A 17,651-nucleotide genomic window follows, 5' to 3' on the forward strand; every position below is an offset into this window, starting at 1 on the left:
GGAGCATGTCACCTTTTGAGTCACGCATCTATCGCTTGTGCTACTCATTATTACAGCACAAGCAGTGGACTTGCTTAAATTTTCTAGCGTAGTTAAGAATGACTCAATCCGGCACCAGCTTGGCTGGAGTCCTCGTTATAACAGCCGATCGCTCTTGGGTTGCAATCTGTACAGACATGGCTGAGCAAAAATGAAGTCGAATGACGCCGAATAGACATTAGGAATAGGGGACTGGGGAAGAATCTTCTTAATCCCCAATCCCCAATAATCAACCACCAATCCCTACCCACCAACCCGTTTCTTGGCTATGAATTAAAGGGTGTGCTGCTACCCACCCTAGAGCATTGCTTACTTAGACTGTTGCTTGAGCACTGGACTTGCCAATCAGCTTTTCAGCATTTTCTTCGCTTTCGAGAATACCAAATTCAATCAACAACTCTTCTAGCTCCTCCATCTCAATGGGTGTGGGGATTGTGAGATTCTTGTTGTTGATGATCTTGTTAGCCAATGTCCGATATTCGTTACTTTGATTGCTGTCAGGTGCGTACTCGTTCACAGTCATCCGGCGCAATTCTGCGTGCTGAACGATGTTGTCGCGAGGTACGTAGTGAATCATTTGGGTGTTCAAGCGTTTTGCCAGGGTTTCAATCAGTTCGATTTCCCGGTCAACGTTACGGCTGTTACAAATCAAACCACCCAAGCGCACACCGCCAGTGTGAGCATATTTGAGAACACCGCGAGCAATATTGTTAGCTGCATACATCGCCATCATCTCACCAGAGGTAACGATGTAGATTTCTTGTGCTTTGCCTTCACGAATAGGCATAGCAAAACCACCGCAGACAACGTCACCCAACACGTCGTAGCTCACAAAGTCAACGTCTTGGTAAGCACCGTTTTCTTCCAAGAAGTTGATGGCAGTGATGATACCGCGACCGGCGCAACCTACACCAGGTTCAGGACCGCCAGACTCCACACAACGTACGTCGCGAAAGCCGGTGAGCATGACTTCATGGAGTTCTATATCTTCCACAGCGCCTCGTTCAGCAGCCAATTGGAGAACGCTGGTTTGAGCTTTGCTGTGTAGCATCAAACGGGTAGAGTCAGCTTTCGGGTCGCATCCTACAATCAAAATACGCTGACCTATTTCTGCCATAGCAGCAAGGGTGTTTTGAGAGGTGGTAGATTTACCAATACCGCCTTTACCGTAGAAAGCTATCTGTCTGATTTTTTCGTCAGTAGTCATGGTTAGTGTTTTCCTACAATGATTTTGTTGGTGGATCTGAAGGTTTATGTGAGACGTTCACACTTGCGTTGGCATATAGCGCCTACTGGAGGCGAACGAACCACCTCAAAAACAGTTACAATCCAGAACATATGCAAGTGTTGATAAGTTTGTGTTGATTATTAGTCATGAGTCCTTTTTTCCTGAACAATGACTAATAAGCAATGGCTCAATTGCTTTGACTATCTGGTTCTACAGTCAACAGCGATCGCCCGGAGGCGGGCACTCTGTGCCATTGCAGCGGGCTGCGGGTACTGCGTGCGATCGCCCAGTCTGGCTTTGATGTCAATCTTGAGGGTTGCCAAAACAATCCACACTGAGGCAGATATATTTCCACTCTCGTTTGAGTTCGACACAACTGACGCCAAAATTGCCAAAAAGCTCAATTTATTGAACCGCAAAGCGGCTGCTAACGCAGATAAAAAGATGAGAATGCGTAAGTCCTATTCGATTTAGCTCTCGTCAAACCGCTACGAGTCGTTCGTCGATTTCAGATGAATTCTGGCGTTTTGGCGGATAGTGCAAATGTCACCAGACGCGCAGTTATAGGGAATTGCGTTCAAAGATATCAGCCAGTTGTTGGGACAAGGGACACAAAGGAGAGAGGGTAAGATGTATGAACGCAACTTGGTATCAGATAGATGATTTCTCCAAACGAAGTGACGCTATCTGTAGCTTGCTTCCCATAGGGTAGAGTAAGCGTGCTTGGAGTTGATGTAGGGAAACTCTATATGTATCGATAACGAAGCTTTGAAAACTTGTATCTGATCATCGCCAGCTTTTACAACAAAACCCTAATCGTAGCTCAAATCTTTAGAATGGTTGCAGCAGGAGTTCTGAATTTACGTAAAGTTTTTGCCACACAACCAACCAAAATAGCAATCCACTCTAAATCGTTGCTACCACGTTCCCAGTTTTGCTAGTATCATAACCGCCGAGAACCTCTAACTGTCAGTGAACCTGCGAATGTCCCAAGGTAGTGAGCAAATAGCGTGCTTGATTATAAGCTAGCTTAGTTAGCCAACTCTTGTAGGCTCATAACCAGACGAGTTCTGATTAACTTGAAGTTGTTACAAAGGTCACTATCCTGCTTCATCTGGCTTTATCCCTTAATTAAAAGCTGTAGCGAATTGAAGTGGATTGACCAAAGCAAATAAACTATATTCAACTTACCTCAATTTTTTATTGAAGTCTTTTTGTGCTTTTGCTTTTTTTGATTCCTATACAAACCATAACATATATATTGATAATTTATTTACCAATAAATAATAAAGTTTCATTTAAAGCCTATTTTTATTTTTATTTGTGAGCTTTTGCTCATGGAGTTTTTTACAAAAGCCAAATTTATAGAGATTTGATAGATATGTATATACGCGTGCTAAATAGAAATTTTCCAACTACTGTACTGCTTCGCGCCAACAATCGCGAAGCAGATAAAGGGGAATTTGTCTGACACTGTCAGCAAAGGAAGTGATTAATCACGATACCAGGTTACCTGTAAGCCTTGGTTTTGCGCCAAGTTCATATCTCTGTATGAGTTGTAGCCTGTCATTGTCATCTGTTTTCCCTCAATTTTCAAAGAAAGAAATTTTTGAAAAAAGTTTATTTTTCCAGAACTAGTGATTTGAATTTCAAAGTAAGTTCCATCAGTAGCTCTAGTTACATTTTTGTAACTAACCTTTTTATCGTTACCGAACTTTATGGTATTTGGATTAATTAACAGAGTTTCTCCTCGACCATTCGACCATGTACCGACGTAATTTTGGGAAGATTTTGCTAATAGAAGTGTAGTGGGTTGTGTGTCGTTAATTGTTGAAGGTATAGTTTTAGTATCCTCAGCGGTAGGGATATTTATTAAAGCTAGCTCTTGAATATTTTTTTCTAGATTTTTAGCACTCACTGGTGTTTGAAAAAGAGTATACCCACCAACATAAGTAGCCATTAAAAGTCCTAAAGCAGTCAATCGCTTGTTGAATAATCTATACATGATTTTCTCCTTTATGTAGTTATAATTTAAGAAAAAGGTGCTATTTATGAGCTTGATTACTGATTTTAAGAAAAATTTAGTTTACTATTTTTCCAAATCAATATAAAGTTCAGCTTTTTCATCAAATATCTATAGAACTCCTATTTAAATTTTGAAATACACGTAAGGTGGGCAATGCTTACTGTCTTTAAGTTATAGCTGGGTTTTGGTGAGCATTGCCCACCCTACAGATACTTAGATTTTTTCAAGAATAAAACCGGATTGCTATATATGCTAATTTTGAATAATCTTCAGTACGCTTACACTTATCGGATGATCTGCATTTTCGTAATTAAAGTCTCTAATCGAGATTTACCGCAAGGCTCAGCGCTTTGGCAATCGTTTACCGAAACTCGGCTATAAGATAGCCGTACTTTCTTGTTTAAAAAAGTTTTTTCATTTGCACACAACTCAAACGATGCACCGACACTGTTATATTGTCTTGCTTTGTCATCAACTAAGTTGACGTAGCACATGATGTCACCATTTACTATGCTTTTTACTGTGGCAATTGTAGGTCTTTGAACTGGCTTTTTCTGTGCTTGTACTACAGTGGTGCTAGCCAGCAAGCCAATAGCAGAGGCAGCAAAGATAGACAAAGACAAACTTATAGCTTGACAAGGTTTTTTACTTTGCATTGTTTTGTACTCCTTTGTTTTCTTGAGTGTGAGTTAAGACTACCTGATTTCAATCAGTAATTCATACTTCATAAAATTTTCTGTTCCCTAGAAACGGGAGCCAAGAAGCGATCGCACATGGCAGTTCTGGGGGAAATTATTATTAGGGTGATTGTCCCGAAGGACAGTGTGTTCCGCAAAATTCTCCCAAAAACTGGATTTTATACTTTTGTCTTCTTTGTGTATTTCTGGTTCCTAACGTTTACTCGCTTCTTCGGCAAGTCTAGTACGAGTTGCTAAATTAGCTTCTCCTGCTGGTGCACCTACGTTATACTTTTTCTGAAACTGTTCTACTGCATCAGTAGTTATAGATTCGTAAAATGGTTCATTGAAAGAGAAATTTGTTCCTAAAACTTTGTTTAATTTTCCGTGAAAAATTCTCATAGCTTCAGCTAGTTTTTCTTGGCTCTTTGGATCATAAATTCCATCATTTGTAATGTATTTTTGATATTTTTTTAGAAATTATTCAGAGCTTTTTTATCAACATTATTGCTTTAGTCTTCTGGGTTTACATGTCCAAATTCATCCAATAGATTCATCAATTATTTATAATTATTTTTGGAGTAATCAGGAATACGATATCCTTGTGCTGTTTGACGTTCCGGTGTAGAAATTCCTTAGATTGCCATTGATTTTTCATCCTTAAAAATGCATTACTTGTCTACTCCTACAACACATTTATTTGATATTCCTGAAAAAAGGTTTAACTAATTTTGCTACTAAGAAGTGAGCTTGTTCAAACGACTGCAAGAAGGCAGAAGGCTCTAAATTTCATAAAATCTACTTTTTGTGAACTCGTAAGCCTCACCGTCACTCGCTTCTCAAACATTCACGCCGCCGCGTTCAAAATTTAATTAGTGGGAGCGGGTGTAGCGCTACTGTCTTATTGACCACCAAATCTGCATCCGCATGGTGGGAGCTTGTACCCAGAATTAATCAATTCAAAATTATTCTTCCGGATTGAACGCGTGAACGCGTGAATTCAAAAAAGGTCAATACTTACGTAAATAAATTTTATGTATTATTTTTTACTATATCATTCATGAATCTACCAATTGCTCTACAGGGTAGAGGCAATTTATACCGTTACTAGTAAAACTTGCGATAACAAAAAAACACAGAACAGTGAACGCAGAACTGAGAAGAATTCTGAATTATGATTTTCTAGTGGCAGGTTCTTTTTCTTACTTGCCACCCAGTTGCACACAACTTTTTCGGGTTTGTGAGTGCAACAGTTGTGAGTTGAAACTTGGTCAAAAGCCCAGCGTGAGTCAATGCAAACCTTTTGACATTTGAGGCTTAACAACAAAAACGCACTCAAAAGCAAAAAAACTCAGTAATAGCAAGATTAAAACATTTTTCGCAAGAAATGAAAAGACAACAGGGGAAAATTATTTGTAAGCTTATTTTTAGCATTCCCCTTTCGATAGATTTGACAACAGGACAGAAAAAGTATATTGAAATGGATTACTAAGTGGTTCACAGGTGAGCCTTATGCTACTTAAGCAATTTCTCTATCAACGGCTCCAGTTTTGATTCGGTTCTTTGTTAATTTCTTCACAGGTGCCTGTAAGTCATGAAATCTCCTGAGCCTCAAACTCATTTTGAAGACAATCGTCCAGAAAGCCGATTAGAAGAGCCACCCCGCAGATCGCGAAGGTGGCTTTGGTTATTGTTAGCCCTAGTAGTAGCAGGTGGAGGCTATGGACTTTGGCGTTGGCTTGCTCCTCAAAAAAGCGCACCCACAGCTGCTAACGCTCAACCGCCAAAAGTACCAGTCAAGATATCCACAGTACAAGCTGGTATTATTGAGGATAGTGAGCAGTACAATGCTAGCTTGGAATCCCGCCGCTCGGTGAATCTTCAGCCGAGAGTTCAGGGTCAAGTAGCCCAAATATTTGTTAGATCCGGAGATACAGTGGCTGCGGGAAATCCCATTATGCAACTCGACCCTAGAGAGCAACAAGCAGCTGTCAGTAGTGTGAACGCTGCTGCTGAGGTGGCTCAGTCACAAGTGGAAAATGCCCGTGCTACCCTGAGATCCCTGGAAGCTGAACGGCAATCTAGCCTAGCTGATTTGAGATTGAATCAGCAGGACTACGAAAGGTATACCAATTTGGCATCTCAAGGAGCTGTCTCTCGCCAGACGAGTGAGCAGTATGCTAACAGATTGGCAACATCACAGGCTGCTGTCCGTGAAGTAGAAGCCCGGATTAAAGCACAGCAAGCTAGCATTAACCAAGCTGAAAAATCCTTAAAGCAAGCACAAGCTAATACCAGTGAACGACAAGTCCAGCTTCAGTATTACAAAATCACGGCTCCCTTTGCTGGCACAGTTGGGGACGTACCAGTAAAAATTGGTGATTTTGTCAATACATCTACACAATTAGTCACTATCACTCAAAACCAACCTTTAGAAGTCAATATATCCGTGTCAATTGACCGGGGACCTCAAGTGCGTAAGGGAACACCGGTGGAGATCATGGACGCACAAGACAAGGTTATAGGTATGAGTAGGGTATTTTTTATAGCTCCAAATACAAGTAATAATACTCAAAGTATACTTATTAAATCGCTCTTTGATAACTCGAACAATCAACTACGAGCAGACCAAATTGTACGCGCAAGAGTGATCTGGAGCCAGCGCCCTGGAGTATTAATCCCAGCAACAGCAGTAACTCGTGTGGCAGGAGAAACTTTTGTGTATGTAACAGCTCAAGCACCCTCACAACCTCCTCAAGGAGAAAAACGAGAAAAACCTCAAGCAGCTCAACAAGGAGCATCTCAACTGGTAGCTCGGCAAAAACGCGTGAAGCTAGGCAATATCAAAGGTAATAACTACCAAGTTCTGGAAGGATTACAGCCAGGAGACAAAATTATTGTCTCAGGGTTACTCAATCTTAGAGATGGTGCTCCTATCGTTCCTGAATCATAAGTAATGGTGACTAGGGATTGGGGACTGCGGACTGGGGAATAGGTAATCCCTAATCTCTCATCCCCAATTTCTAATGCCCATTACCCCTAATCTCCACTCCCTATGCGTGCCAACGGGAGCGGGGAAGCGCGAGTTCCCCAATTCCCCATTACTCTATGCCCCTATGTTCGTTGACTTTTTCATCAAGCGACCTGTCTTCACCAGTGTCTGCGCCATCATTATTTTGCTGGTTGGGGCAATTAGTATCCCCACACTACCCACGGCGCAGTATCCAGAAATTAGCCCAGTTCAAATTAACGTTAGTGCAAACTATGTAGGTGCCAGTGCTGAAGTCGTAGAAAATACCGTTACGACTCTTTTAGAAAGGGAGATTAACGGCGTCGAAGGTATGAAGTACATGACCTCGAGTAGTAGTAACACTGGCACCAGTACGATTACAGTCACATTTGATGCATCGCGGAACAAAGATATTGCAGCAGTGGATGTGCAAAATCGAGTGTCGCTAGCTGAACCGCAGTTGCCAGAACCAGTACAACGAACTGGGGTGACTGTAAGCAAGCAAACCAACGACATTCTGTTAGCGATAGGTTTATACAGCGGCAACAACGAGTACAACAACGTCTTTTTAAGCAACTACGCTGACCTCTACTTAGTAGATGCCCTACAAAGAATCAATGGTGTGAGTGAGGCGCGGATTTTTGGTGAACGCCGCTATGCAATGCGTCTTTGGCTCGACCCCAACCGTCTCGCCAGTCGGAACCTCACCGCCCAGGATGTCGTTGATGCTCTCAACGAACAAAACATACAGGTGGGTGCTGGGCAAATTGGACAGCAGCCTGGTCCAAAGGATCAAATGTATCAAATAGACCTGCGAGCCCTCAGCAGACTTAGGGAACCATCGGAATTTAACGATATGGTTATTAAAACAGGTCAAAATGGTACGCTTGTCAAGCTTAAAGATGTGGGTCGGGCGGAACTGGGAGCAGAAAACTATAACACCTTCCTTCGGTTTAGAGGTCAGGAGGGTGTAGGTATTGGGATATTTCCCATTCCAGGAAGTAATGCTTTGACTGTTGCCAAGGCAGTTAAAGAAGAAATGGCTCGACTGGAGCCAGATTTTCCTCCTGGGATGGAATATAAGGTAGCGTTTGACACAACATCATTTGTAGAAGCGGCACTATCGGAAGTACTCATAACCCTGTTGCTCTCGATCGCCCTGGTTGTTTTGGTGATTTTTCTTTTCTTGCAAGACTGGCGAACTACCCTAGTTCCGATCCTCACCATTCCCTTGGCATTGATTGGTACCTTCGCCTTCGTTAAGGCTTTCAACTTCTCGATCAATACCTTGACCTTATTTGGTTTGACGCTGGCAACAGGGATGGTAGTCGATGACGCGATCGTTGTGGTTGAGGACATTGCCCGTTTGATTCAGGAAGAAGAGATGTCGCCGCGTCAGGCTGCTTCTTCGGCAATGCACGAACTTTTCGGGGCAGTTATCGCCACATCGCTAGTGCTGATGGCTGTGTTTGTCCCCGTTGCCTTCTTTCCTGGCGCTACTGGTCAGATTTATCGACAATTTGCTTTAACAATTGCCTTTTCGATCGCTATCTCCACCTTCCTTGCTCTTACCCTCACACCTTCCCTTTCAGCCTTGCTACTGCGTCGCCGACGAAAACAGGGCGGTATCATCGGCTGGTTTTTTGGTGTCATTAACAGGTTCCTGGAGTCCATGCGCGCGGGGTACGAGTGGTCACTCAAGCGCCTCACACGCTTAAAAGCCATTGTGCTGCTGCTGTTTATTCTGTCTTTAGGGTTGACAGGGTGGCTTTACACCAGCGTACCTACGGCATTTATCCCGGAAGAAGACCAAGGCTATTTCATCACCATTATTCAAGGTCCAGAAGGTGTTTCGCTCAATTACACCAGCAATGTTATGCGCCAGGTAGAGAACGAAATTCTCAAATTGCCTGAAGTCGTGGGTACCTTTGCCATAGGTGGTTTTGGTTTTAGTGGCGGCACTGTTAATAATGGTGTGATTTTTACTACCCTCACGCCTTGGGAGGAGCGTACTGGACAAGGTCAGTCAGTGCAAGCAATCTTAAATAATTTGCGAGGAAAGCTCTCAACAATTACAGAAGCGAGAGTTTTGCCAGTTAACCCGCCGGCAATTAGAGGTTTAGGCAGTTTTAGCGGCTTTCAATTTCAGCTACAAGATAGGAAAGGCACTGGTGGGTTGGATACTATGGTGCAAATCATGGGTCAGTTACTGGGGCGTGCAAATCAGACACCAGGGTTGCAAGCTGTATTTAGCACTTTTGCAGCGAATACGCCTCAGCTTTTGATTGACGTAGACCGTAATAAAGCCAAAGCACTGCAAGTCAATGTAGACGATATCTTTAACACTTTACAAAGTTACTTAGGTTCGCGGTACGTCAACGACTTTAACTATCTCCAGCGGACTTATCGGGTGTATATCCAAGCAGACTCTCAGTTTCGCTCTAATCCCCAGGATATTGGTCGTTTATATGTCCGTTCTGCCAACGACCAAATGGTTCCCCTAAGCAATCTGGTGAAAATTACCTCAGCGACCAGCGCCCAAACAATTAACCACTACAACTTGTTCCGGTCAATTGAAATTAACGGTGGACCGGCTCCAGGTTTTAGTTCAGGACAAGCCCTTCAAACAATGGAGCAACTGTCAAAGCAGGTTTTACCAGCAGGTTTTGGTTACGAATGGTCCGGAACCTCCGCAGAAGAGCGGGACTCAGGCGGTCAAGCGCCGCTGATTTTTGGCTTGGGACTCGTCTTCGTGTTCCTAGTGCTGGCTGCTCAGTACGAAAACTACGTTGACCCCATAATCATTATGCTGTCAGTTCCCTTGGCTATCTTTGGGGCGCTGTTAGCACAGTCATTGCGGGGTTTACCCAACGATGTCTTTTGCCAGGTTGGTCTGGTGATGCTTATTGGTTTGGCAAGTAAGAACGCGATTTTGATTGTGGAGTTTGCCAACCAACTGCGAGACCAAGGTCTTTCAACCACCAAAGCAGTTGTGGAAGCATCACAGCAACGCTTGCGACCAATTCTCATGACTGCCCTTTCTACGCTGTTGGGTATTTTTCCGCTAGCAATTGCTACAGGCGCAGGCGCAGCAAGCCGTCAATCTCTAGGGACAGCGGTATTTGGCGGGATGTTTATCGCTACTTTCTTAACTCTGTTTGTTGTGCCAGTTCTGTATATCGTGATTGGCAACATTCGCGATCGCCTACAACGACGCCGCAAATCTCCACAGCTACAACCAGTTGAGGATGGTAGAGTTCCTACTGAGATCCATAAGTAAATTGACTGAGGGTGGGCATTGCCCACCCTATTCTTTGTCCGCTATTGAAGAATGGACAGGCGAAGACACTTATCCCAACAATCTGCCTAATCAAATATTAGAGAAAACATCATGGCGCTAGTAGATACTATTACCATCACTTCTCTTAATTTATGCGAAATCATCCCTCTGCTTGCAACAGCCACAGAAGCAGAAAATGCACCGATGGTACTGTCAGGGGTACTGGCGAGTTTGGTTGTCATTTACCTTGCTAGCACCATCGGTGCAGAAATTTGTGTCCGCATCAATTTACCTCCTGTATTGGGACAACTGCTAGGCGGTTTAGTGGTAGGTATTTCAGCCTTTCATTTGCTGGTCTTTCCTGAAGGTGGTGATATTAGTGACTCATTGATGATGAATTTCTTGGAAGTCACCGCTGGCTTGAGTCCAAACGATGCAACAGCTATTTTTCAAGTAGACAGCGAAGTGATTTCGACCTTGGCAGAAATTGGTGTAGTCATTCTGCTGTTTGAAATTGGTTTGGAATCAGACTTACAAGAACTACTCAAAGTAGGTCCCCAAGCAGCAATAGTAGCAGTGGTAGGAGTCGTCACACCCTTTGTTGCGGGAACTTTAGGGTTAATATTCTTGTTCGGTGTTCCTACTATTGCTGCTATTTTCGCAGGTGCAGCCTTAACTGCAACAAGTATCGGCATTACGGCGAAAGTGCTGGCAGAACTCCAATATCTCAATAGTAAAGAAGGTCAGATTATTATTGGCGCAGCAGTGCTAGACGATATTTTAGGTATTATCGTCCTCGCAGTGGTGGCTAGTCTGGCAAAGACTGGAGAGGTGGAACTGACCAATGTGCTGTATCTCATTGTCAGTGCAGTAGTTTTCTTGGTAGGAGCAGTTTTTCTCGGTCGCTTGTTCAATCCTTACTTTGTGAAAATAGTTAGTGAACTCAAAACACGCGGTCAACTTCTCATTCCAGCCCTGATTTTTGCTTTTGTTCTTGCCTATATCGCAACTATTATCAAGTTAGAAGCGATTCTGGGAGCTTTTACCGCTGGCTTAATTTTAGCCGAAACTCAAAAATGCCGAGAGCTAAAAGATCAGGTGATACCAATTGCAGATATACTGGTACCTGTTTTCTTTGTCGTTGTCAGTGCCAAAACGAATATCGGTGTTTTAAATCCATTGATCCCTGAGAATCGCGAAGGGCTGATTATGGCAAGCTTTCTGATTGTAGTCGCAATTTTGGGTAAACTGGTTAGCGGCTTTGCAGTGTTCGGTCAACCAGATACAAATCGGCTAGCAATTGGTGTCGGTATGATTCCACGAGGTGAGGTGGGACTTGTATTTGCTGGTATTGGTTCAGCAAGTGGTATTCTCTCAAGTGCCTTGGATGCTGCCATTATTGTGATGGTGATTGTCACTACCTTTTTAGCACCGCCTTTATTATCGGTTGTGTTTGGATCCAATCAGGTTGCTGCTGAAGCAAAAGTTCGAGAATCAGCCAAGGTTTCTGCTGAGGTTAAAGAGGCGAACTGAGAGGAAGACACAAAAATTTCTGTTTATCTTAATAAATAGAATCATTACAATCGCTTATTGCTGACAACAATGGTTGTGCTTCCAATTCAAGCTGCTGTGCCGCTTAGCGTAACTTTTGTAACTCCAAACCTAGAAAAATGGCTAGTAGCAGTGGTGCATGATACAAGGTACGATGCTTCCAAGCTTCCGATTTTCCGTAATTCAAAATAATTGCTTATCAAGTCATCAGGAGATTAAGGGATGCCTGCGATCGCCAAAAACAACGATGTCATTACGGTGATCATTATCTTCGCCGTAGAACCGGAACGCCAGCAAGAACTCATTGATACTATTGTGGAATTTCTCGAAACCACGGTGAAACACCAGCCTGGTTTTGTCTCATCCAGCATCCATAAAAGTATAGATGGGGTGCGGGTGATGAACTATGCCCAGTGGAAAACTCAAGAAGACTACCAAGCCTTTATCAACAATTCCGAGGTGCAAGCGCAGGGAGCAAAACTTTCTCAGTTCCAGATCCATGAAGCACACGTCTACGAAGTCGTTGTTTCGCTACCAGATGACGCCGAACTCAAAATTACTAAAGGCGGTAAAATTCACCTTGCCGAATTCCGAGTCAAGCCAGAAAACCAGATGCGCTTAGTGGAATTGGAAAGGGAATATCTACCTCTGGGTTTGCAAAATCCTGGGCTTTTATCTGGTAATTTCCACCGTTCCCTTGATGGTGTCCACAATGTAAATTATGGGCAATGGCGCAGCTTTGAAGATTTTGAGGAACTTTTGAAAGACCCAAAGTACAAGCCTTTGAGTGAGTATTGGCAAGGTTTGGCTGAAAACCAGTTTCATCTTTACGAGGTAGTTTACACTCAGCCTGCTGATTAATGAGCTTAGCAACGGATGATGTGGCAGATGTAGCGCATGAATATATCTGTAAGTTCCACATTCAATCTATGGGTTACATCCGTTAAATCATCTGTTGCTTACCAACGTGCCACTTTGATGAATTGGTGTTTGCTTTTTGTAACGGAGATTTAACCTATGACTTCCAATATCAATCTTTTCACCCCCGTTCAACTTGGTCCCTACACCCTCCCAAACCGGATGGTGATGGCACCAATGACTCGTTTACGAGCAATTGACAACGTCCCCAACTCATTGATGGCGACATACTACGCGCAACGGGCAACAGCAGGGCTGATTGTCACTGAATGCACGATGGTTTCACCCTTGAGCTTGGGCTACATCAACTGTCCGGGTATTTACTCAGAAGAACAAGTTGCTGGATGGCGGCAAGTGACCGATGCCGTACATGAGAAAGGGGGAAGAATTTTCTTGCAACTGTGGCACTCTGGAAGGATTTCCCATTCTTCTTTACTGGGTGGGGAGTTGCCAGTTGCACCTTCTGCTATTGCCGCCCCTGGGCAACTGCACACTCCTGTAGGCAAAGTAGCAATGGAAACTCCTCGCGCCTTAGAAACCCACGAAATTCCTGAAATTGTTGAGCAGTTTCGCAAAGGTGCAGAAAATGCTCTTGCTGCAGGATTTGATGGCGTGGAATTTCATGGGGCATTTGGTTACTTAATCGACCAGTTTCTGCAAGATTGCACAAACCAACGTACTGATGAATACGGTGGTTCTATAGAAAATCGGGCGCGATTTATGCTGGAAGTTGTAGAAGCCGTCGTTAATGTGTGGGGTGCAAATCGTGTTGGTATCAAACTTTCGCCCAGTAACACATACTACGGAATGGGCGACTCGAATCCGCAAGAGACTTTTGGTTATGCAATAGATGCTCTCAACCGCTTTGATTTGGCATATCTCCACCTGATGGAACCAAATGAGGTTGATTTGGCAAACCGTGATGTGATGAACCCGGTAACACCATACTTCCGTAAAATTTACACAGGGACTTTAATTACCAATGGCGACTATGACCATCTCAAGGGTGATAGCATACTTAAGAGCGGTGATGCAGATTTAGTTTCCTTTGGCAAGTTATTTATCGCTAATCCTGACTTACCAAAACGCTTTGAATTGGATGCATCTTTGAACGCGCCAAATCCAAGAACGTTTTACGGGCCAGACGATAAGGGATACACTGACTACCCATTTCTTGCAGTTCAACCAACAAAATCATAGGAAGTTGCAAATGATATTTCGCTCATATGCTGCATGGTTTGTTTCTGTAGCTGTCACTTTACTTGGTGTTGCGGCAAGTGCCGCGAAAGCAACTGCCCAAACTACATATCCATTTAATGTAGTTTATGATACAAATGTTATTTTGACACCCATCACGCCGGAGGTCTTAGGGGCTTCTGTTTCAGGATTTAATCCTGATGCTCCGTACGGTCTAACTAACTTTACAAGCATTAATAACTACAGTCAGTTTAACCCAGCTACTGGTGTGTTCACATTTGTTCCTGACGCAACACAGTTTGGTTTAGAAGGGTTACCAGTAGGCGTTGATAGATTTTTTGGCAATGGCGAGGATCAGCTGTTTGGTAGCAGTAACGCCACCGCTGTCATTAACAACGTAACCGGTACATTAGATGGTACTGGCACTATAACTATCACTGGCGGTTCGGGTAGATTCGTTGGTGCTACTGGCATACTGAATTTTTCTGAGACTGAACCACTTGATGAATACCAACTGCTCCCCTAAGAGGTAAAGCTTTCTTAAGTGGTTTCCAGAACTTGTCGAAAAGTTGCAGAAACCGAAAATGAACTTGGTGCTCATCGGCCTAGAAGTAACGGCTGCTGGTTTCCTCTGCGTCAACGCCGTCTTCGTTCTGCTATGTAAATAGTAGGGTGGGCATCGCCCACCCTACTATTTTCTGTGGTCTAATCATAAGAATGAGCGCTGTAAGGAGATAGGATGACATGGGTCAGTCTAAGGTTGCAGTTGTTCTGGGGGTGGGTCCGGGGCTGGGAGCCGCAGTTGCTCATCGGTTTGCACGAGAAGGTTTTGCTGTAGGGTTGATGGCAAGAAGCTCACAGCAGCTGACTCAAATTCAGTCAGAGATTGAACAGTCTGGCGGTAAGGCATTGTCTGTTACCGTTGATGCCACTGATGCCGCATCAGTAAAAGCTGCTTTTGAAGAGGTATCCTCGCAACTCGGTTCTCCTGAAGTCTTTGTCTACAATGCCGGAGCATTTAAGATGGCTGGCATACTGGAACTGACACCAGAAGAGTTTGAACAGAACTGGAAAGTCAATTGTTTTGGAGCTTTTCTAGCGGTACAGCAGGTCCTTCCGGCGATGATTGAACGAGGTGGCGGGACTATCCTGTTGACGGGAGCAACTGCTGCGGTGAGAGGTTCAGCCAAGTTTGCAGCATTGGCGGTGGGCAAATTTGGGTTACGCGCATTGGCGCAGTCGTTGGCGCGGGAGTTTGGTTCTCAGGGCATTCACGTAGCTCATATCATTATTGATGGCATGATTAACACTCCAAGAGTGCGAGCAATGGCATCGGAGCGTGAGGACAATACTTTACTGGCTCCTGAGGCGATCGCCCAAACATATTGGCAACTTTATCAGCAGGATGCAACTGCATGGACTTTGGAACTTGATTTACGACCTGCGGTGGAGAAATTCTGATCTGTTTGTCAAGTTTTCGCAAGATGAGAACATTTTCCGCAAGAACGTAAAAGACAACACCTCCGGACATTTGCCAATCTTTTAGACAATTCCTTAGTCAACGAGGTTTTTAGACTATGGCATCTCTCGCTAAAAAAGTGGCAATTGTCACAGGTGCATCGCGTGGTATCGGACGGGCTATTGCTGAAAAATTAGCTCAAGAAGGTGCCACAGTCGTTGTTAACTATTCTCATAGTGCTGATAAAGCGCAGGAAGTCGTATCGGCTATTACAGGACAAGGCGGAAAGGCAATAGCCACGCAAGCCGATATCACCCGAGTTGCAGACATTAGCCGCCTATTTCAGGAAACAGTAGATAAGTTTGGAAAGCTCGACATCCTGGTTAACAATGCCGGTATCTCTTTATTTAAGCCGCTAGCTGAGACAACTGAGCAAGAGTTTGATCAACAGTTTGCTCTTAACGCCAAAGGGACTTTTTTTGCACTTCAAGAAGCAGCACTGAAAATTTCAGATGGTGGACGAATTGTCAATATCTCCACCGGTGGTACTGTTAACGGTGGTGCTAACTTCTCCGCGTACGTTGGTAGTAAGGCAGCGATCGAGGGCTTCAGTAAGTGCCTCGCAAAGGAACTGGGACAGCGCGGCATCACGGTTAACACCGTCCTACCAGGTGTAACTGAGACAGACATGAACCTAGAGACACTTCCCGAAGAAGCAAGGGCAGCCATGATTGCCCAAACACCCCTAGGTCGCCTGGGTAAACCAGAGGACATTGCAGACGTAGTTGCTTTTTTGGTGAGTGACCAAGCCCGTTGGATCACTGGGCGAAATATCCCTGTTGATGGTGGTTTAGCTTGATTTGCAGCTTTTCTAAACAAGTAAAAAGGCAAAAAACAAATGGCAACAATGAAAGCAGTACGCATTCATACTCATGGTGGATCAGAAGCCTTAGTTTACGAAGACGCTCTACAACCAGAACCAGCAGCAGATGAAGTTTTAATTCGTATTCATGCTGCAAGTGGTTAACTGAGAAATAAAGCTTTAGAGCAAGTCAATATCGTCAGTAAAAGCCTGAGTCATCAGAAAAAGCTCGTTTGTGCTTCTATACAAAATCATGGCTAACCTCAAATGGTGGAAACAACTGCACTGGTCTGAATACGGAGCAGAACTGCTCGGAACCGCAATTCTTGTTTTTGTGGGGCTGAGCGCTGTTGTATTCAATTTTGCTCAAGGCTTGCCAATGGAACAACTCATACCTGATAAAAGCATACGCTTGCTGCTTACGGGATTAATGTTTTCTGGAACTGGTTCGCTCGTTGCAATTTCGCCGCTGGGAAAACTGAGTGGCGCTCACGTTAATCCTGCTGTTTCTTTGGGATTCTGGCTACAAGGCAAAATGCACCATTGTGACATAGGCGGCTACATTATTGCCCAATTCCTTGGTGCAATGAGTGGTGCAGTGTTGTTAGTATTTGTTTGGGGAAAATATGCTGCCAATGTGAATAATGGGATGGCTTTACCTGGGACAGGTTATCCATTGTGGTATGTATTTTTGGCGGAAATGACCATGACGGCAATACTTGTGCTGGCTATTTTTATTTTTGTCAGCAGTCGTCGCTTGATGCGTTGGACACCACTGATGACGTGGCTGTTGGTAGCAACAATGGTTTGGCTGGAATCGCCCATTTCTGGCACCAGTTTAAATCCAGCACGCAGCATTGGTCCTGCTTTAGTTTCGTGGTTCTGGCAAGACCAATGGCTCTACTGCATCGCACCACCGTTTGGTGCAATCCTGGCGGTGGGAGTTTTTCGCTTGGTGAGTTTGGGGGATAGCGAAATTTTGACCGCAAAACTTTTTCACGTGTCCCACTACCGTTGTATATTTAAAAACGTCAAAGTTCCCCATCGAACCGCAGGCTAAGTACATGATTGCATAAGTTCATAGCGAGAACTTAAACCAAAACTCTGCGTCCCTTTGCGCTTTCCTCCGCGTTCCTCTGCGTTTAAAAACATTACGAATTAATGAAATGCCGTACTAAGGAGATCAGCAATTATGAGCAATTCTGACTTCCACGACCAACTCAGCTTGGAAGCAAAAGCCGAACAACTAGGGAAACAGGCAATGGCACTTGGTTTGATACCTAGTTTTGTTGTCCATTATTTCCCTGATAACTGGATATTCTACATTCCTAACGACAAGCAGTCTGAACCTCTGACACCAGAAGAGGCATACCTGTATTTGAAAAAATTGGTTGAACAGTAGAC

17 protein-coding genes are annotated in these 17,651 nt (G+C 43.9%); 13 read left to right on the forward strand and 4 right to left on the reverse strand.

The window, feature by feature from the left end; genetic code table 11:
- Positions 1 to 352: 352 nt before the first annotated feature.
- Positions 353 to 1,246 carry a nitrogenase iron protein gene (nifH, locus tag V5G28_RS28060; protein ID WP_332991875.1) on the reverse strand — a complete coding sequence of 298 codons (894 nt, stop codon included), beginning with the start codon at positions 1,244 to 1,246 and terminating at the stop codon, positions 353 to 355.
- Positions 1,247 to 1,435: 189 nt separating this feature from the next.
- Between nifH and V5G28_RS28065 the strand changes: the two genes are divergently transcribed.
- Complete coding sequence (locus tag V5G28_RS28065; protein ID WP_332991877.1) at positions 1,436 to 1,741, forward strand: hypothetical protein; 306 nt, start codon at positions 1,436 to 1,438, stop codon at positions 1,739 to 1,741.
- A 1,018-nt stretch (positions 1,742 to 2,759) separates the two neighbouring features.
- Here V5G28_RS28065 and V5G28_RS28070 read toward each other — a convergent pair.
- The 3 genes from V5G28_RS28070 to V5G28_RS28080 all read right to left on the reverse strand — a co-directional run bounded on the left by V5G28_RS28070 (position 2,760) and on the right by V5G28_RS28080 (position 4,372).
- Positions 2,760 to 3,272: a hypothetical protein gene (locus V5G28_RS28070; protein ID WP_332991880.1), complete on the reverse strand. Its 513-nt coding sequence runs from the start codon at positions 3,270 to 3,272 to the stop codon at positions 2,760 to 2,762.
- A 305-nt stretch (positions 3,273 to 3,577) separates the two neighbouring features.
- Positions 3,578 to 3,949, reverse strand: coding sequence for a hypothetical protein (locus V5G28_RS28075; protein ID WP_332991883.1), 372 nt, complete (start codon positions 3,947 to 3,949; stop codon positions 3,578 to 3,580).
- A gap of 234 nt (positions 3,950 to 4,183) precedes the next feature.
- Positions 4,184 to 4,372: a hypothetical protein gene (locus V5G28_RS28080; RefSeq protein ID WP_332991886.1), complete on the reverse strand. Its 189-nt coding sequence runs from the start codon at positions 4,370 to 4,372 to the stop codon at positions 4,184 to 4,186.
- Positions 4,373 to 5,564: 1,192 nt separating this feature from the next.
- Here V5G28_RS28080 and V5G28_RS28085 point away from each other — a divergent pair.
- The 12 genes from V5G28_RS28085 (at position 5,565) to V5G28_RS28140 (ending at position 17,649) form a co-directional block, all read left to right on the forward strand.
- On the forward strand, positions 5,565 to 6,923 hold the full coding sequence (locus tag V5G28_RS28085; RefSeq protein ID WP_332991888.1) for an efflux RND transporter periplasmic adaptor subunit: 1,359 nt from the start codon (positions 5,565 to 5,567) through the stop codon (positions 6,921 to 6,923).
- A gap of 163 nt (positions 6,924 to 7,086) precedes the next feature.
- Complete coding sequence (locus V5G28_RS28090) at positions 7,087 to 10,260, forward strand: efflux RND transporter permease subunit (RefSeq protein ID WP_332991890.1); 3,174 nt, start codon at positions 7,087 to 7,089, stop codon at positions 10,258 to 10,260.
- Between the two features lie 111 nt (positions 10,261 to 10,371).
- Entirely contained in the window at positions 10,372 to 11,793 is a 1,422-nt protein-coding gene (locus V5G28_RS28095) for a cation:proton antiporter (RefSeq protein ID WP_332991892.1), read from the forward strand.
- A gap of 69 nt (positions 11,794 to 11,862) precedes the next feature.
- Positions 11,863 to 12,003, forward strand: coding sequence for a hypothetical protein (locus tag V5G28_RS28100; protein ID WP_332991894.1), 141 nt, complete (start codon positions 11,863 to 11,865; stop codon positions 12,001 to 12,003).
- Between the two features lie 30 nt (positions 12,004 to 12,033).
- Entirely contained in the window at positions 12,034 to 12,672 is a 639-nt protein-coding gene (locus V5G28_RS28105) for an antibiotic biosynthesis monooxygenase family protein (protein WP_332991897.1), read from the forward strand.
- Positions 12,673 to 12,828: 156 nt separating this feature from the next.
- A complete protein-coding gene (locus tag V5G28_RS28110; RefSeq protein WP_332991899.1) occupies positions 12,829 to 13,929 on the forward strand; it encodes an alkene reductase in 1,101 nt (366 codons plus the stop codon).
- 10 nt (positions 13,930 to 13,939) lie between these two features.
- Positions 13,940 to 14,452 carry a hypothetical protein gene (locus tag V5G28_RS28115; RefSeq protein WP_336231390.1) on the forward strand — a complete coding sequence of 171 codons (513 nt, stop codon included), beginning with the start codon at positions 13,940 to 13,942 and terminating at the stop codon, positions 14,450 to 14,452.
- A gap of 218 nt (positions 14,453 to 14,670) precedes the next feature.
- Entirely contained in the window at positions 14,671 to 15,387 is a 717-nt protein-coding gene (locus V5G28_RS28120; protein WP_332991903.1) for an SDR family NAD(P)-dependent oxidoreductase, read from the forward strand.
- Positions 15,388 to 15,503: 116 nt separating this feature from the next.
- Positions 15,504 to 16,244: an SDR family oxidoreductase gene (locus V5G28_RS28125; protein WP_332991905.1), complete on the forward strand. Its 741-nt coding sequence runs from the start codon at positions 15,504 to 15,506 to the stop codon at positions 16,242 to 16,244.
- 39 nt (positions 16,245 to 16,283) lie between these two features.
- Complete coding sequence (locus V5G28_RS28130) at positions 16,284 to 16,412, forward strand: hypothetical protein (RefSeq protein WP_332991907.1); 129 nt, start codon at positions 16,284 to 16,286, stop codon at positions 16,410 to 16,412.
- Between the two features lie 88 nt (positions 16,413 to 16,500).
- Positions 16,501 to 17,307 carry an MIP/aquaporin family protein gene (locus tag V5G28_RS28135; protein WP_332991909.1) on the forward strand — a complete coding sequence of 269 codons (807 nt, stop codon included), beginning with the start codon at positions 16,501 to 16,503 and terminating at the stop codon, positions 17,305 to 17,307.
- A 132-nt stretch (positions 17,308 to 17,439) separates the two neighbouring features.
- Positions 17,440 to 17,649, forward strand: a complete 210-nt coding sequence (locus V5G28_RS28140; protein ID WP_332991911.1) for a hypothetical protein — start codon at positions 17,440 to 17,442, stop codon at positions 17,647 to 17,649.
- The last annotated feature ends 2 nt before the right edge of the window (positions 17,650 to 17,651 follow it).

Origin of the sequence: Scytonema sp. PRP1 (assembly GCF_036697665.2) — a bacterium.
Taxonomy (GTDB): Bacteria; Cyanobacteriota; Cyanobacteriia; order Cyanobacteriales; family Nostocaceae; genus Kalymmatonema; species Kalymmatonema gypsitolerans.

Excerpts from the sequence above, each read along its gene's own strand:
- V5G28_RS28075 (WP_332991883.1), bottom strand. The coding sequence starts at position 3,949 with ATGCAAAGTAAAAAACCTTGTCAAGCTATAAGTTTGTCTTTGTCTATC.
- V5G28_RS28120 (WP_332991903.1), top strand. The coding sequence starts at position 14,671 with ATGGGTCAGTCTAAGGTTGCAGTTGTTCTGGGGGTGGGTCCGGGGCTG.
- V5G28_RS28070 (WP_332991880.1), bottom strand. The coding sequence starts at position 3,272 with ATGTATAGATTATTCAACAAGCGATTGACTGCTTTAGGACTTTTAATG.
- V5G28_RS28090 (WP_332991890.1), top strand. The coding sequence starts at position 7,087 with ATGTTCGTTGACTTTTTCATCAAGCGACCTGTCTTCACCAGTGTCTGC.
- V5G28_RS28140 (WP_332991911.1), top strand. The coding sequence starts at position 17,440 with ATGAGCAATTCTGACTTCCACGACCAACTCAGCTTGGAAGCAAAAGCC.
- V5G28_RS28080 (WP_332991886.1), bottom strand. The coding sequence starts at position 4,372 with ATGAGAATTTTTCACGGAAAATTAAACAAAGTTTTAGGAACAAATTTC.
- V5G28_RS28125 (WP_332991905.1), top strand. The coding sequence starts at position 15,504 with ATGGCATCTCTCGCTAAAAAAGTGGCAATTGTCACAGGTGCATCGCGT.
- V5G28_RS28115 (WP_336231390.1), top strand. The coding sequence starts at position 13,940 with ATGATATTTCGCTCATATGCTGCATGGTTTGTTTCTGTAGCTGTCACT.
- V5G28_RS28095 (WP_332991892.1), top strand. The coding sequence starts at position 10,372 with ATGGCGCTAGTAGATACTATTACCATCACTTCTCTTAATTTATGCGAA.
- V5G28_RS28085 (WP_332991888.1), top strand. The coding sequence starts at position 5,565 with ATGAAATCTCCTGAGCCTCAAACTCATTTTGAAGACAATCGTCCAGAA.
- V5G28_RS28065 (WP_332991877.1), top strand. The coding sequence starts at position 1,436 with ATGACTAATAAGCAATGGCTCAATTGCTTTGACTATCTGGTTCTACAG.
- V5G28_RS28110 (WP_332991899.1), top strand. The coding sequence starts at position 12,829 with ATGACTTCCAATATCAATCTTTTCACCCCCGTTCAACTTGGTCCCTAC.
- V5G28_RS28135 (WP_332991909.1), top strand. The coding sequence starts at position 16,501 with ATGGCTAACCTCAAATGGTGGAAACAACTGCACTGGTCTGAATACGGA.
- V5G28_RS28130 (WP_332991907.1), top strand. The coding sequence starts at position 16,284 with ATGGCAACAATGAAAGCAGTACGCATTCATACTCATGGTGGATCAGAA.
- nifH (WP_332991875.1), bottom strand. The coding sequence starts at position 1,246 with ATGACTACTGACGAAAAAATCAGACAGATAGCTTTCTACGGTAAAGGC.
- V5G28_RS28105 (WP_332991897.1), top strand. The coding sequence starts at position 12,034 with ATGCCTGCGATCGCCAAAAACAACGATGTCATTACGGTGATCATTATC.
- V5G28_RS28100 (WP_332991894.1), top strand. The coding sequence starts at position 11,863 with ATGGTTGTGCTTCCAATTCAAGCTGCTGTGCCGCTTAGCGTAACTTTT.